We start from the raw sequence: 14907 nt of genomic DNA on the forward strand, positions 1-14907 counted from the left end.
TTCTAGCAAAACATCCCGCCAGAACTAAGCAACTCTTTGCTGTTATAAGATACCTTCATAATCCATCAATAATTATAAGCAAAACACCATAATATAAAATTGATGATATATTGCTCAATATTTAAATTACTTTAACAATGACCCCAGATTTATTCTAAACAACTCCAGGCAACTAGCACTCTTCACTATAAAAATAAGATTTATCGTTTTAACTTTTCTAATCTAAAATTTACCCTAAATAATTCGCGTTGTCGGTAGGCGACAATCGAGGATAGCTCGGGAAGCATACAACAGTATGTGACCCGAGTAACTGAGTGCAGTCAACAACCCGACAGCGCGAAGTATGACGGGTAAAGGAGCCTAGTTACAATAATCAAGCAAATTAGTAATAGCCTTGGAAAGATGTTTCTGTCGATGATAAATCAAATATAGTGTTCTTTCTAAATGCTGTTTTTCAACTTTTAATTCAACTAATGAGCCATTTTCTAGCTGTTCGGCTATGACACGTCTAGATAAACAACTCACTCCCATGCCAAAACGAACAGCATGTTTAATCGCCTCTGAATTACCTAACTCCATTAAAATATGAAAGCTTGGCAAATGGGCAAATAATAATTGGTCTAATACATCCCGAGTACCTGAGCCTCTTTCACGCAAAATCCAAGGTGCGTCTCGGAGCTCTTTTAATATCACCGTTCTACCCGCTAATGGGTTATTTGGTGCTACAAAAATCACAAGCTCATCTTTTAACCACGATTTAGAAACAAGGTCAGAACTGTGACACACGCCTTCAATTAACCCTACATCAGCGCGAAATTCCATCACAGCTTTAATCACTTCATCGGTATTACCAATAAATAATTCGAGAGGAATGTCTGGGTTGTCATGACGATAACCTGCTAAAATTTGAGGCAATATATAGTTACCTATCGTGGTACTTGCCGCGAGTCGTACTGCTCCCATCTCTTTTTTAAACAATTGCTCAACTTCATATCCCTGATCTAGCAACGCTAAAGCTTTAGGATAGAGGAGTCGCCCGTGTTCATTTGTCACTAATCGTTTACCGACACGGTCAAATAACTGAACGCCCAATTGCCCTTCTAAATCAGTCAAAGACGCGCTCACCGCAGACTGAGATAGCGCTAATGAGAGAGATGCTTGCGTGGTGGAGCCACTTTTTAATACTTCAGTAAAAACCTCTAGTTGCCTAAGTGTTATTCGCATAAAGATAGCCCCAAGATGCCTTATAGTATTTGTAATAATATTGTTAATATTAATGATTTGTTAGCAATATACCAGAAAAAATTATTAACCTGTTTTATAGATAGATTATATGAATACAATCAATTTAAATTATTATAATTTTTGTTATATGCTTATTACAAATTCATCTAAGCAGTAATGAAGAGCATTAAAATGAATAAAACTGAAACTAATGAGATTGCACAACATAATATGCATCCTATATTCAAACTCTTGCCTGGGATCATTCTCGCTGGGATACTAACCGCTATTTCTATTTATTTAGGTGAACAATCTTGGTTTATCGATATCGGCCTTGGAGCTTTAACCTTGGCTATTTTATTAGGTATATTTGTTGGTAATACAGTTTATCCCGTTGCTAGCCAATCTTGTGATGCGGGTATTAAATTTGCTAAGCATTATTTTTTACGTGCTGGGATAATTTTGTATGGCTTTCGTCTTACTTTCCAACAAATTACTGATGTTGGCGCAACAGGCATATTAATCGATGCTCTAACTCTAACATCAACCTTCTTACTGGCTTATTGGTTAGGAAAAAAGGTTTTTGGTTTAGATGATGAAACCACTATCTTAATCGGTGCAGGCAGTAGTATTTGTGGTGCCGCCGCGGTAATGGCGACCGAACCTGTGATCAATGCGCCTGCGAGTAAAGTTGCTGTTGCAGTTTCTACCGTTGTGATTTTCGGTACCATTTGTATCTTTGTTTATCCATGGATATACCAACTAAACATGCATTACGGCTGGTTTCCTGCCACTCAAGAAACTTTTGGTATTTTTATTGGCTCTACCGTACATGAAGTTGCACAGGTTGTTGCCGCAGGCCACACGATTGGACCCGAAGCTGAAAATGCATCCGTAATAGCCAAAATGATCCGTGTGATGATGCTAGCGCCATTTCTAATCATACTGTCGGCTTTTTTAAGTCGTAAAATCGCCAAAAAAAATGGTACCAGTGCGCAGAAAAATAAAATCACCATTCCATGGTTTGCGGTTATTTTTATCTTGGTTGCGGCATTTAATTCATTTAATTTATTGCCACAAGCGTTGGTACACCACATTATCACGTTAGATACTATCTTGCTGGCAATGGCCATGGTTGCTCTTGGATTGACCACCCATGTTAGTGCTATTCGTCAAGCAGGGATCAAACCTCTACTCATGGCTTTGATTTTATTTATTTGGTTAATTGTTGGTGGACTATTTATAAACCTAGTTATTCAAACTATTTTTTAATTCATTCTTTTCTATAGCCGCTTTTTAAAGCGGCTTTTTGTTGAGTTCATTTTTTTGTTGATTAATGTCATACTCCTAAAAAATAGGAGTCAATAATGAAATATGTTGGAGCACACGTCAGCGCCTCTGGTGGTGTTGATCAAGCCGTTATTCGCGCCCATGAAATTAATGCGACAGCCTTTGCGTTATTCACCAAAAACCAACGCCAATGGAAAGCCGCCCCACTTTCAGAAGAAGTGATTAAAAAATTTAAAGATAACTGCGCTAAATATGGCTATGGCAAGCATCAAATATTGCCTCATGACAGTTATTTAATCAATTTAGGCCACCCTGAAATTGAAGCACTAGAAAAATCGCGTGCTGCATTTATCGATGAATTACAACGCTGCGAACAATTAGGTATCGACTTATTAAACTTCCACCCAGGTAGTCATTTAAAACAAATTGATGTAGATGACTGCCTAGCACGCATCGCGGAATCCATTAACATTGCGTTAAATGAAACGGAAGGCGTGACCGCGGTGATTGAAAATACCGCAGGACAAGGGACTAATCTTGGTTTTGATTTTGTTCATCTGGCAAAAATCATCGAAGGTGTCAAAGACAAAAGTCGAGTAGGTGTATGTATTGATACTTGCCATGCATTTGCCGCAGGTTATGACTTACGGACAGAAGAAACCTGTGAAAATACCTTTAAGCAATTTTCAGATATCGTAGGGTTTGAGTTTCTAAAAGGTATGCATCTCAATGATGCGAAAAGTGAATTTGCTAGCCGAGTTGACCGCCACCATAGCCTTGGTGAAGGTAATATTGGTTATGCACCTTTTAGCTATATCATGAAAGACTCACGTTTTGATGGCATTCCATTAATATTAGAAACCGTCAATCCGGATATTTGGCCACAAGAAATTGCTTGGCTTAAATCTCAACAGAATAGTTAAATTAAATCGTTAAAGGGGTGACATTCACCACCCCTTCTCATGCTAATCTCAGATTACAAAGACTTCATTTCAATTTTAGCCATCATATCCGCTAACTTATTGCGATTTTTAAGACCAACGTCAGCCTGTGATACCGATAACGCTGAAATAGCCGTTGCCATACGTAACGTATGCTCACTGGATTCACCATTTAATAAACCATAGGCAAGTCCTGCAACCATAGAATCGCCGGCACCCACTGTGCTAATGACCTCACAATGAGGTGGTTTTGCCAACCAAGAACCGGAAGCATTTACCCACAACGCCCCTTCCTCTCCGAGCGAAATAACAACATGAGAAATACCTTTATCACGCAACTCATGCGCTGCAGCAATAACGTCATTTAAATCAGGTAATTTGCGACCAGCCCAAACTTCGAGCTCATGCCGATTTGGCTTTACAAGCCATGGTGATGCTTTAAGCCCTGCTTTAAGCGCTTCACGGCTACTATCAAAAATAATACAAGGACATAACTGACGTAAACGAGTCATCCAGCGTGTAAATTCTTGAGGATCGACGCCATTGGGTAAACTGCCACTGACGACCACCATATCAAAGTGGCCGAGCCAGTTTAACGATTCTGTTGAAAATCGATTCCAATCGTCTTGGCTCACATCGAAGCCTGAAAAATTAAAATCAGTCGACTCACCATTATTTTCAGTCAATTTAACATTAATACGGGTACGTCCTGGCACCATACTAAAACGGTTTGCCATCCCATTTTCACTGAAAAAATGTTGAAACTCCTCTTGGTTTTCTTTTCCCATAAAACCACTAACCGTGATATCAACACCAAGATCACGTAATACTTTCGCAACGTTAACCCCTTTGCCTCCAGCATTCAGGCTGGCAGTTTTAACAAGGTTAACTTCACCGACTTCAATTGATGGACAAAGCCCGACAAGATCATAGGCAGGATTTAATGTAATTGTAGCAACCCGGCGAGTCATAACCACTAATCTCCCTTATCATTATTGTCATATAACAAGATTTTCTATTCACAGTTATAACATTAAAGCGTACTGCTTTCAGTGATATTTATATTTTTCCTAATTGTATTTCTACGCTAACGTGGCAAAATTTACACACAGATAAAATACAAAAATAGGAATAATTCATGTCCAGTTCTGTCAATGTCGTTGTTGGGGTGGGTGTCATCATTACTAACAAACAAGGGCAAATTTTAATCGGCAAACGCAGTAGTAAACACGCTCCTTACTGGTCAATTTTTGGTGGGCATGTTGACCCAGGTGAATCCTTTGAAGCTTGTGCCATACGTGAAATTAAAGAAGAAATAGGCATTGATATCAATACGCCAACAATATTCGGTATCAGTAATAATTTACAAACTTATCAACAAGAAGGTAAACATACGGTTTCTATCTGTATGCATGTTGAATACGATAACGATATTGCGCCTTGTAATATGGAAAAAGATAAATGTGAAAGCATTATGTGGGTTCTCCCCAATGAGCTACCTGAACCACATTTCGAAGCAAGCCGTAATGCCATTGATCTCTGGCTAACTAAGCGTTTTTATCATCCTGTACCCTAATTAAATAACGAACTTAAGCGAATAAATAGGACCACCACAGAGTTCTATTTGTTCGTTTCTTACACAATCCTCTAAAATTATTCCTTTTTTTCAAATTATATTGCGTCTTTTTTATTTACATTATCACATTCGCTATGTATCATTTAGCTAGTACATTGAAACGGTAAATTTAGAGGTCACCATGTCAGTTGATGCTGTAAAACAACAAAAACGCCCGTCCATATTAGGCGGCTCGATGATTATTGCAGGCACCGCCGTCGGTGCTGGTATGTTTTCAATCCCAATGGTGACTTCCGGTATTTGGTTTTCAGGCTCAGTTGCCCTACTCCTTTACACCTTTGTTTGTATGCTTCTTTCAGGTTTGATGATTTTAGAAGCTAATATGAATTATCCGGCGGGTGCTAGTTTTCATACCGTTGTAAAAGACTTGCTCGGTTCTACATGGAACTCAATTAATAGCCTATCGATTACTTTTGTACTTTATATTTTAACTTACGCTTATATTTCTGCTGGTAGCTCAATAATTACGGGCAATTTATCGCAATACATACAAATTCCACAAGCGCTTGCAGGATTAATATTTGCCGTCATCGTGGCTTTTTTTGTCTGGAGATCAACTCGTGCAGTTGACCGACTAAGCACCATTTTAATTGGCGGAATGGTGATTACCTTTATTATGTCTATTGGTGGCATGGTAACAACGGCATCACCCTCTATTTTATTTAACCAAATAGAACAGAACGATACTCAATACTTACCTTATGCATTAGCGGCCCTACCTTACTTATTAACTTCATTTGGTTACCATGGCAACGTGCCTGGACTGGTTAAATATTATAATAAAGACAGTCGTAGCGTCGTTTTAAGCTTAGTTTATGGCTCGATAATCACTGTCACTATTTATATTTTATGGCAGTATGCTATCCAAGGAAATATCCCTCGCTCAGCCTTTATTGAGATAAGAGAAAGTGGTAATAATATTGATTCATTGCTAACTCAAATGAATATTTCCACTCAAAATAGTTTTATTTCTCAATTTTTGAACCTGTTTTCTTATATGGCATTAGCCAGTTCATTTTTAGGTGTTTCCCTTGGCTTGTTTGATTTTATTGCTGATTTCTTTAAATTTGATGATAACAAGCCCGGCCGTTTCAAGTCAGTGTTAATGACATTTTTGCCACCAACTGTACTGGCTTTAATTTTTCCGAATGGCTTTATTTATGCGATTGGTTTTGCAGGTCTTGCTGCAACAATATGGGCAGTCATCGTGCCCGCCTTAATGGCAAGAGCAAGTCGTAAACGTTTTCCAAATAACAGTTATAAAGCACCCGGTGGCGCATTTATCATCGGCTTTGTGATCCTTTTCGGTGTCATCAATGCGGTCGCACATATATTGTCTTTGTTTGGCCTACTTCCTATTTATTAATCTCATTCAGCTAAAACACCATCCCTAGTTCATTAACTAGGGATTTTTTTACATAAAATTGATATCAACATCTTGCCTAATCGCTTATCTACGAGTAATTTTGTCGCACTCTTTTGACAATGACTAAAATGAAGGTTATTTATGGCCAAGGCCAATGAAATCAAACGTGGTTTAGCAATTAACTACAATGGTAAATTATTACTTGTAAAAGATATCGATATTCAAGCACCAAGCGCTCGTGGTGCAAGTACTCTGTATAAAATGCGCTTTACTGATATCAAAACTGGCCAAAAAGTTGAAGAACGTTTCAAAGGCGATGATAATCTTGATTTGATTTCGTTAACTCGCCGTGCGGTCAGCTTTTCTTACATAGATGGTGATGAGTATGTTTTCATGGATAATGAAGATTACACGCCTTATCTATTTAAAAAAGCGGATATTGAAGATGAATTACTTTTCATCCCTGAAGAAGGCCTACCAGGAATGCAAGTTCTAACTATGGAAGGACAAGTTCTTGCATTAGAATTACCACAGACTGTCGATATGGTTATTATCGAAACAGCTCCAGGTATTAAAGGCGCGTCTGCAAGTGCTCGTAATAAACCGGCCACCTTACCTACGGGTTTAACTGTACTGGTACCTGAATACCTCTCTACAGGTGATAAAATTCGTATTCATATTGCTGAGCGTCGTTATATGGGACGCAGCGATTAAGAACACTCACGTCGGTATGCCTAGGGAGTTATATCCGTAGGCATACAATATCGTCACACATTCAACTCCCCTCATTGACCTTTTTGATATTTCTTACCATTCATTTGCTATCAATCATTTATTAATCATAAACAACAGTATAAAGACCTAATTTGTTATCTTTATTTATCCAATTAAATTTTTGTGTTCCTTTATTATTTGGTAATTGAACATCTTTTCCTTTTAACTTAGTCACATCAACAGAAATCGTTTTCGTATTACCGTTATCATGCCAACACTGAGTCTCAACTTTATGACCACTCGTTTCGATAACACAAGGTGGCGCGACAATTGAACCTGTAAAATGAATAACACCTGTATGTGCTTGCTTCAGGCCACTAGACTGTGATGCAAACGCTGTCACGCTAGCCGTTAGGGCTGTTAATGCAAGAATTACTTTTGCCATCTTCTTTACTGAGTGAGTCATTGAGATTTTCCTATTAAAATTATGTTATCGTCATTTACAAAGATTTGTTTACAGTTAAAATATTTATTTATATTTCTCTGTTCGATGACGAGATATTAAATTAAAAGGAAAAGTGTGGATTTCAATAATAGCCGTAGTTTTTTATATTACTTTTAGTTGGATAAATAAAATTATATTAGATAGGTTCATCACATTATTATGTTTAACTCTACAATTTATACTTCATTTCTTTTTTAATCTATTAAGTGTGGTCGCAATTTTATCAATTTATGAAACAATGACAAAAATCAAATTAAACCAAATAAAAACAACGAGTTAAAAAACAATGTTGTTTTCAACAATAATATGAGTGACAGTTATCAAATTGAAATTGGAATTTAAATAATAAATTCCATCAGTAATTACTAACTAATAACCGTATTTTAATCTGGATCATAATTCCACTTAGAAACAATATGGTTAATATGATTATTATAATCAATCGCTGCCATAACTTAAATGTCGAGTTTTAATTGACCTAGCCACTCCCTATAGAATAGATAAAAGTATCGGGTATATTACAAAACATCAGATTAAAATCGCTATCATTTAGGCTTATATTAATAAAATGAATTGTCACTATATTGCTTATATTCAGGATAATAGGCATCACAAAATTGATAATATTTTGTACAATTTTTTCATTATGATGAACCCTAATTTAGGGATTAATAGTGATAAATTTAACTTTCTTTACATTCATATTTATTCATCCCACCCAAATAGTGTGTAAATAAGCAATAACATTAAATAAACGTGAATTAGATCATGTTTTTCTCCCTATAAAGGGTAACTCGATGTAAAAAAATACAGTATTATTACTTTTAGGCGATAAATTGATGACTAATATCACTTTATGTTTAAGGTTTTGTAAATTACCCCCCGATAACTCGCCATTTTAGCTTTGTTTATGTATGCTCTTAGTGTTTGGTTTAAGGGTTGTATCTACGCCAAATTCAAGGAATGAATATTTTAGTGAGTTTTGTTAGTAACGGGCGATTAGAGCGCCTAGAAAATCAGCTAATTTAGATAAAGAATTATGAAGTTTTTCATAAACACTTTCTGCGAAAAATACACTGTTGTCGTTCTAAATGCGTTTTTCACAGGGATAAGTTTAACTTTGTTGTGTCTATTTACACAATGATGAAACATAGAATGGCAAGGGATATATATAATAATGTTAACCTCTGAAAAATTTAAGCGCTATGCTTGGCGCATTGTTCCGGCAATCGCAATAGCCGTAACACTTACAGCATGTACTAACCCCAAATCAAGTCAGAACGCTAATAACACCACTAAATCTGATGTTCGTATGTTAAATGCAACATCTAATGATTCCCTCGCAATGGCCTCACAGGACGAGTTTGAAGAATTAGTTCAAAGCGTCGATACTAAATCAAAAATCATGAGCCAGTATGCAAATTGGAAAGGCGTAAGCTACCGCCTCGGTGGAACAACTAAAAATGGCATCGATTGTTCAAGTTTTGTTCAGCGTACTTTCTTTGAACAATTTGGTGTACAACTCCCCCGAACGACCTCTGAGCAAGAATCATCAGGTAAAGGCGTTAAACGTAATAGCTTAAAAGCAGGTGATATCGTTTTATTTAAAACGGGTCGCACAATGAAACATGTTGGTATTTATATTGGTGATGATAAATTTGTTCATGCATCAACAAGCAGTGGAGTTATTGTGTCAGAAATGAGCAATAACTATTGGAGTAAAAGATATTATGCAGGCCGACGTATTGTGAATGGCTCATAATATTCAATAACATTATTTCTTTGTAGTAAATATAATCCCTTGCAACAAAGAATTTACCAATAAAAAAGCTTCCAGGCTCTAAACCGGAAGCTTTTTTATTGTTCAAAATTCGTTAATACACAAGTGATACAAGATAGAAGATTGATTCGTTTAGCTTAAATCAACATAGCTTACCTAAATATAATTCACGTTAATAAACACTCTGCACAGCCCACAAAGTATGAGCAAAAATAAGCAGGTTAGATAAGTAAACTTTAAAAACGTCAAGATCGCAGTTAACCAAGCATCATGCTTGAGCTAAGCGCAATAAAAACCCGAAGATAACTCAGCAATAGCAACACCTGATGCTTTTAAACGACACATAGCAGGTAGCTCATCATTTGCATGAATAAATAGGCAAATTTCTTTTTGCCATTCTAAAATAGCATTTTCAATTTGCATGTCAGACAACGATTCAGCCAGTTGCTGCATTGCAATACAATCTGTCGCACAGTCATGACTAAGTAATTTTAGCCCCACAAGTTTATCGCTATCGACATCATTCATAGGAACAACTTCAACATCAGTTCCTATTTTTCCTGATAACCAGCGGTAGCTTTGCGGTAGCCTGTGCACCACCGAAAGACCTAATTTTTCCACGAAAATATCCTATTAAAACATTTATAAATTTGCCGAGTAAAACTAACTCTCATGCAGTTATATCGACTTCAAATATCACTAAAAAATCGCTTTTATTTTAAGCACTAAAATAATATAAGGTATTTTTAGGCCGCTATGCAGTTCATAGTTTTAGTCCACATAAAGCCACGTACTCTCTAAACAATCCTCGTTCAAACCGAACTTTAGCAAATCAAATAAGTAACACGATTGTTAAATTTTAGAACTTAAATATAACATTAAAAATATAGCCTGTCGTTAAATTTTTGTGACACAAATCATTGTATAAATATATTTTTGATAAAAATGTTAATTTTTAAAATATTTTTTAGAAAAAAAATCAACACTATTCATGACTAACAAAACTAATTTTTACATTATTAAACCAACAATTATAATAATAGAACATTTTTTGAATAATAAATGCTCTATACAGCTCTTTTTATGATAATTAAAACTGGTTCAATCAAAACATAAATTTAACAAATTACCCAAATTTGATAATTGATTTAGATCATTTTTAGTCATGAAATTTAATAACAATCTGTCATTAATCGTTTTTTCCGAAGATTAATAGAGCAAAAAGCATGTATATGATGAGTAATGCGTTTAAGTAATAAATAACAAAGAGAAGTATCAAGAAAGGAAATAGGCGAGATCTTCAGCTTCATCCATGAAACTGAATAAAAAAGTGATTTTACTTAGCTTTCTTTGCGAGAAGCACAAATAACATCGATAAAGCAACGCAAGCAACCATCGAACCGACCATTGGCCACGCGCTTTTTGCAGGGATCAACGATAATAACGTACCGACTAATGCACCTATTGAAAAACGGATAGTTCCAGCTAGGGATGATACTGTACCAGCAATATGCGGATAGTTATCCAATATCACCGCCATAGCATTGGAGGTAATCATTGCAATACCACTAACATAAATCGCCACGCCAATAACTAAAGTCCAAAACTCTAAATCAAGTGCAGTGGTCGTCAATAGCCATAAGCCCATAATAAATTGAATGATAATACCAAAATAGAGCATACGTTCTGCACCAAAATGCCTCACATAACGCCCATTAATCGTGGTCATTATAAACAAGAAAATAATATTAATACCAAAATAGTAACCAAAATGCTGCGGTGAAACACCATTCAAATCAATATAAACAAAGGCTCCCGCATTTAAGAATGAGAACATCCCAGCAAAAGAAAATGAGCTGGCTAGAATGTAAAACAAAACTTGTTTTGCTCTAAATAGAGTCGCAAATTGCCTTAACGTTGTACCCACATGAAATTTTTGCCGTTTTTCAGCTGGTAGTGTTTCACGAATAAAACAACTAACTAGCACTACAGCAATGACGGCTGCTATAGCAATACTCCAAAAAATTGCATGCCAAGAGAACCAACGCATCATTTCTCCCCCTAAAATCGGGGCAAGTAATGGCGCAATAGTCATAACAAGTACAACAAACGACATACTGCGAGAAAATTCATCTCTTGTGAACATATCTCGCATCAATGCGTTAATTACAACACTCGCGGCAGCAGCGGCAAAACCATGTAAAAATCTCAACCAAATAAAGACATCGATAGATTCTGCAACTGCACAAGCTGCGGAAGCTAATGCAAAAACAATAACGCCACCTAAAATGACAGGCTTTCGTCCAATGCTATCTGCCATCGGGCCATAAAATAGCTGCCCAATCGCAAAACCTAAAATGTAGCTATTAAGGGTCATCTGAATACGCCCTTGATCTACATTAAAATATTCTGTCATTATCGGAAAGCTAGGTAGATACATATCAATAGCTAATGGCATTAGCATTGATAATAATCCTAAAATTAATATCAGCCCCAAATAGGATGAACGCTGCTGTTGCACTCTTTAAACTCCTGCTTTTTAATATTTAGCGTGGCACAGTAATACTGTTAATTTCTGCTTCAGTCAGTGGACGGTATTCACCTGGTGCAAGCTCTTCATCAAGCCATATCTCACCCACACGCTCTCTATGTAAACCACACACATGATTACCCACTGCTGCAAACATGCGTTTCACTTGATGATAGCGTCCTTCACTAATTGTCAGTAACACTTCTCTAGCAGAGATAATCTCAAGCTTTGCGGCTTTCGTTGGATATTTCTCACCATTTAACATCACGCCTTGCTCAAACTTTGCAGTCACATCATCAGTAATGTCTTCACTGAGCTGGACTCGATACGTTTTTTCACAATGATGCTTTGGTGAACTAATGCGGTGTGACCATTGACCATCATCCGTCAGCAAAACTAATCCTGTCGTATCAATATCTAAGCGCCCCGCAGAATGTAATTTCTGACTCAAAGGCTCTTCAATAAAAAAAAGTATTGTTGGATGTGTTGGGTCATCAGTTGAGCAAATATAACCTTGAGGCTTATGCAACATAAAGTAGCGAGGTCCGGTGACTTGAGTCAGAACATTGCCGTCATAAGCGACCTGTTTATCAGTGGTTACTTGGAATGAACCTGATTTTACGATTTCATCGTCAACGGTGATATTACCTGCCCGTAGCTCACGCGCTACCAAACTCCGGCTTATCCCTAATTGTTGGGACAGAAATTTATCCAGTCGCATAGATTCTCTTAACTTGATGGAATGTCAGCGAGGCGTACAATAGCACTCAACTGTCAGAATATAGAATGAAAGGTTGCTGTGATTAATATCACATATTTTATTATATCAATAACTCGTCACAAGTGATAGCTTCGCCAAGGGAACTCGCATTTTTAGACCTAGTCATTGCCTTAGCTCAAATTTAACCTGTATCCTCTAACTTTTTGAAATAATACTGAATAATATGCCTCTTTCATCAGCTAGACCTTTTGTACTGCGCCCTTATCAACAAGAAGCCGTTGATGCGACTATTCAATACTTTCGCCAACACACTCAACCTGCCGTCATTGTATTACCCACAGGTGCAGGTAAAAGTTTAGTTATTGCTGAACTTGCACGCCTTGCCCGTGGACGAGTACTTGTCCTTGCCCATGTAAAAGAGCTTGTTGAACAAAATCATGCGAAATATCTATCATATGGACTAGACGCTGACATTTTTGCCGCAGGACTTAATCGCAAAGAATCACAAAGTAAGGTTGTTTTTGGCAGTGTACAGTCAATCGCTCGTAATTTGAGTCACTTTGACGACCATTTTTCTTTGGTAATTATTGATGAGTGCCATCGTATTAGCTTAAATGATAAAAGCCAATATCAACAAATTATTCATAACTTACAAAAACATAATAATTCACTACGCATCTTAGGTCTAACCGCTACACCTTATCGTTTAGGTAGCGGATGGATTTATCGCTATCATTATCACGGTATGGTTCGCGGTGATGAGAAATGTTTTTTTCATGAATGCATCTATGAATTACCATTGCATTATATGATAAAAAATAAATTCCTCGTTACTCCTGAACGATTGGACATGCCTGTTTTACAATATGATTTCAGTCAGGTTTCAATAAATCAGTCCGGTATTTTTAATGAACAAGAACTTAACCTGTCATTAAAAAAGCAGCAGCGCATTACCCCCAAAATCGTTGCTCAAATAGTCGAATACGCCCTCCCCCTTCAAGGCTGTATGATATTTGCAGCAACTGTTGAGCATGCTAAAGAAATACTCAGCTATCTACCCGAAAAAACAGCAGCCCTAGTGACAGCAGAAACACCTGCAATTGAACGTCAATCAATCATAAAAAAATTCAAAAACAAACAACTACATTTTCTCGTCAACGTTTCTGTACTTACTACAGGTTTCGATGCCCCACATGTCGATGTCATTGCGATATTACGCCCCACCGAGTCAGTCAGCTTATATCAACAAATCGTGGGTCGCGGCTTGCGCCTTTGTGAAGGCAAAATAAAATGCTTAATCCTTGATTATGCAGGAAATCCACATGATTTATTTCGTCCTGAAGTCGGTAATACAAAACCGCACTCAAGTAGCGTCCCTGTGCAAGTATTCTGCCCTTTATGCCAATTTGCTAATACATTTTGGGGAAAATGTACATCAGATGGGCAAATTATTGAACACTATGGTCGTCGCTGCCAAGGTTGGGAAGAAAATGAGCAAGGCAAACAACAATGTGAATTTCGCTTTCGTTTTAAGCAATGTCCTCACTGTGGTGCTGAAAATGATATTGCCGCCCGTCGATGCATAAAATGCCAAGAAGTACTCTCTGACCCTGATGATATGCTAAAAGCCGCCTTGAAATTAAAGGATGCTTTAATATTGCGCTGCGGAGGAATGCAATTATCTACCGATTCAGATGCCAAAGGTGAATGGCTTAAAATCACCTATTATGATGAAGATGGCACCTCTGTATCCGAGCGTTTTAGATTGACAACCCCCGCTCAGAAACGCGTATTTGAATATCGTTTCTTACGTAACCATCACCGAGCACCGGGTGTTCCTTTTGTATGGCATAATGCAAATGATATCATTTCACAGCAAGTATTATTACGTTACCCTCAATTTATTGTGGCACGTAAAAAAGATAATTTTTGGGAAATACGTGAGAAAATTTTTGATTATCAAGGTCGCTTTCGCTTAGCAGCCCAACTTTATTAAGTTTCTATCGGCACTTGAATCAATAACATCACATTACTTGCGCTTTTAAGTGCCATAAAAATCATCGCAATTGATTCTTTTTAGAAGAAAAAATCTTAATCATTGCCCAAAGCATGTTTTTTGGTTAAAATACTGCCGCCTCCATATATCTCATTATTTATAATGTTTGACCTCGGGGCCAAATATCGAACCTGCTGCTGGGTC

The 14907-nt window shown here is 37.0% G+C and carries 13 protein-coding genes; 7 read left to right on the top strand and 6 right to left on the bottom strand.

The window, feature by feature from the left end:
• Positions 1–360: 360 nt before the first annotated feature.
• Entirely contained in the window at positions 361–1224 is an 864-nt protein-coding gene (gene yieE / locus AAZR93_RS04950; RefSeq protein ID WP_434719134.1) for a DNA-binding transcriptional regulator YeiE, read from the bottom strand.
• A gap of 192 nt (positions 1225–1416) precedes the next feature.
• Between yieE and AAZR93_RS04955 the strand changes: the two genes are divergently transcribed.
• Positions 1417–2496, top strand: a complete 1080-nt coding sequence (locus tag AAZR93_RS04955) for a YeiH family protein (RefSeq protein WP_336429792.1) — start codon at positions 1417–1419, stop codon at positions 2494–2496.
• A 95-nt stretch (positions 2497–2591) separates the two neighbouring features.
• On the top strand, positions 2592–3437 hold the full coding sequence (gene nfo / locus AAZR93_RS04960) for a deoxyribonuclease IV (RefSeq protein ID WP_294105323.1): 846 nt from the start codon (positions 2592–2594) through the stop codon (positions 3435–3437).
• A gap of 53 nt (positions 3438–3490) precedes the next feature.
• Here the strand turns inward: nfo and fruK are convergent, their stop codons facing one another.
• Entirely contained in the window at positions 3491–4426 is a 936-nt protein-coding gene (fruK, locus tag AAZR93_RS04965; protein ID WP_294105321.1) for a 1-phosphofructokinase, read from the bottom strand.
• Positions 4427–4593: 167 nt separating this feature from the next.
• On the opposite strand from fruK, the gene AAZR93_RS04970 reads away from it, so the two are divergent.
• The 3 genes from AAZR93_RS04970 to yeiP all read left to right on the top strand — a co-directional run bounded on the left by AAZR93_RS04970 (position 4594) and on the right by yeiP (position 7171).
• Positions 4594–5031, top strand: a complete 438-nt coding sequence (locus AAZR93_RS04970) for a nucleotide triphosphate diphosphatase NUDT15 (protein ID WP_434719135.1) — start codon at positions 4594–4596, stop codon at positions 5029–5031.
• 181 nt (positions 5032–5212) lie between these two features.
• On the top strand, positions 5213–6457 hold the full coding sequence (mtr, locus tag AAZR93_RS04975) for a tryptophan permease (protein ID WP_294105315.1): 1245 nt from the start codon (positions 5213–5215) through the stop codon (positions 6455–6457).
• A gap of 141 nt (positions 6458–6598) precedes the next feature.
• Complete coding sequence (gene yeiP / locus AAZR93_RS04980; protein ID WP_294105312.1) at positions 6599–7171, top strand: elongation factor P-like protein YeiP; 573 nt, start codon at positions 6599–6601, stop codon at positions 7169–7171.
• 121 nt (positions 7172–7292) lie between these two features.
• On the opposite strand, the gene AAZR93_RS04985 is transcribed toward yeiP, so the two are convergent.
• Positions 7293–7637, bottom strand: a complete 345-nt coding sequence (locus AAZR93_RS04985) for a hypothetical protein (protein WP_434719136.1) — start codon at positions 7635–7637, stop codon at positions 7293–7295.
• 1216 nt (positions 7638–8853) lie between these two features.
• Here AAZR93_RS04985 and mepS point away from each other — a divergent pair.
• Positions 8854–9438 carry a bifunctional murein DD-endopeptidase/murein LD-carboxypeptidase gene (gene mepS, locus AAZR93_RS04990; protein ID WP_294105307.1) on the top strand — a complete coding sequence of 195 codons (585 nt, stop codon included), beginning with the start codon at positions 8854–8856 and terminating at the stop codon, positions 9436–9438.
• A gap of 297 nt (positions 9439–9735) precedes the next feature.
• Here the strand turns inward: mepS and AAZR93_RS04995 are convergent, their stop codons facing one another.
• From AAZR93_RS04995 to rsuA, 3 genes are all read right to left on the bottom strand, one after another.
• Positions 9736–10077: a hypothetical protein gene (locus tag AAZR93_RS04995; RefSeq protein ID WP_294105305.1), complete on the bottom strand. Its 342-nt coding sequence runs from the start codon at positions 10075–10077 to the stop codon at positions 9736–9738.
• Between the two features lie 715 nt (positions 10078–10792).
• Positions 10793–11977, bottom strand: a complete 1185-nt coding sequence (locus AAZR93_RS05000; RefSeq protein WP_294105304.1) for a Bcr/CflA family multidrug efflux MFS transporter — start codon at positions 11975–11977, stop codon at positions 10793–10795.
• A 25-nt stretch (positions 11978–12002) separates the two neighbouring features.
• On the bottom strand, positions 12003–12707 hold the full coding sequence (gene rsuA / locus AAZR93_RS05005; RefSeq protein WP_294105299.1) for a 16S rRNA pseudouridine(516) synthase RsuA: 705 nt from the start codon (positions 12705–12707) through the stop codon (positions 12003–12005).
• Between the two features lie 223 nt (positions 12708–12930).
• Here rsuA and AAZR93_RS05010 point away from each other — a divergent pair, with 223 nt between their 5' ends.
• Positions 12931–14703: a DEAD/DEAH box helicase gene (locus AAZR93_RS05010; protein ID WP_434719137.1), complete on the top strand. Its 1773-nt coding sequence runs from the start codon at positions 12931–12933 to the stop codon at positions 14701–14703.
• The last annotated feature ends 204 nt before the right edge of the window (positions 14704–14907 follow it).

Source organism: Providencia sp. Je.9.19, from assembly GCF_051129765.1.
Taxonomy (GTDB): Bacteria; Pseudomonadota; Gammaproteobacteria; order Enterobacterales; family Enterobacteriaceae; genus Providencia.

Excerpts from the sequence above, each read along its gene's own strand:
- yieE (WP_434719134.1), bottom strand. The coding sequence starts at position 1,224 with ATGCGAATAACACTTAGGCAACTAGAGGTTTTTACTGAAGTATTAAAA.
- AAZR93_RS04955 (WP_336429792.1), top strand. The coding sequence starts at position 1,417 with ATGAATAAAACTGAAACTAATGAGATTGCACAACATAATATGCATCCT.
- nfo (WP_294105323.1), top strand. The coding sequence starts at position 2,592 with ATGAAATATGTTGGAGCACACGTCAGCGCCTCTGGTGGTGTTGATCAA.
- fruK (WP_294105321.1), bottom strand. The coding sequence starts at position 4,426 with ATGACTCGCCGGGTTGCTACAATTACATTAAATCCTGCCTATGATCTT.
- AAZR93_RS04970 (WP_434719135.1), top strand. The coding sequence starts at position 4,594 with ATGTCCAGTTCTGTCAATGTCGTTGTTGGGGTGGGTGTCATCATTACT.
- mtr (WP_294105315.1), top strand. The coding sequence starts at position 5,213 with ATGTCAGTTGATGCTGTAAAACAACAAAAACGCCCGTCCATATTAGGC.
- yeiP (WP_294105312.1), top strand. The coding sequence starts at position 6,599 with ATGGCCAAGGCCAATGAAATCAAACGTGGTTTAGCAATTAACTACAAT.
- AAZR93_RS04985 (WP_434719136.1), bottom strand. The coding sequence starts at position 7,637 with ATGACTCACTCAGTAAAGAAGATGGCAAAAGTAATTCTTGCATTAACA.
- mepS (WP_294105307.1), top strand. The coding sequence starts at position 8,854 with ATGTTAACCTCTGAAAAATTTAAGCGCTATGCTTGGCGCATTGTTCCG.
- rsuA (WP_294105299.1), bottom strand. The coding sequence starts at position 12,707 with ATGCGACTGGATAAATTTCTGTCCCAACAATTAGGGATAAGCCGGAGT.
- AAZR93_RS05010 (WP_434719137.1), top strand. The coding sequence starts at position 12,931 with ATGCCTCTTTCATCAGCTAGACCTTTTGTACTGCGCCCTTATCAACAA.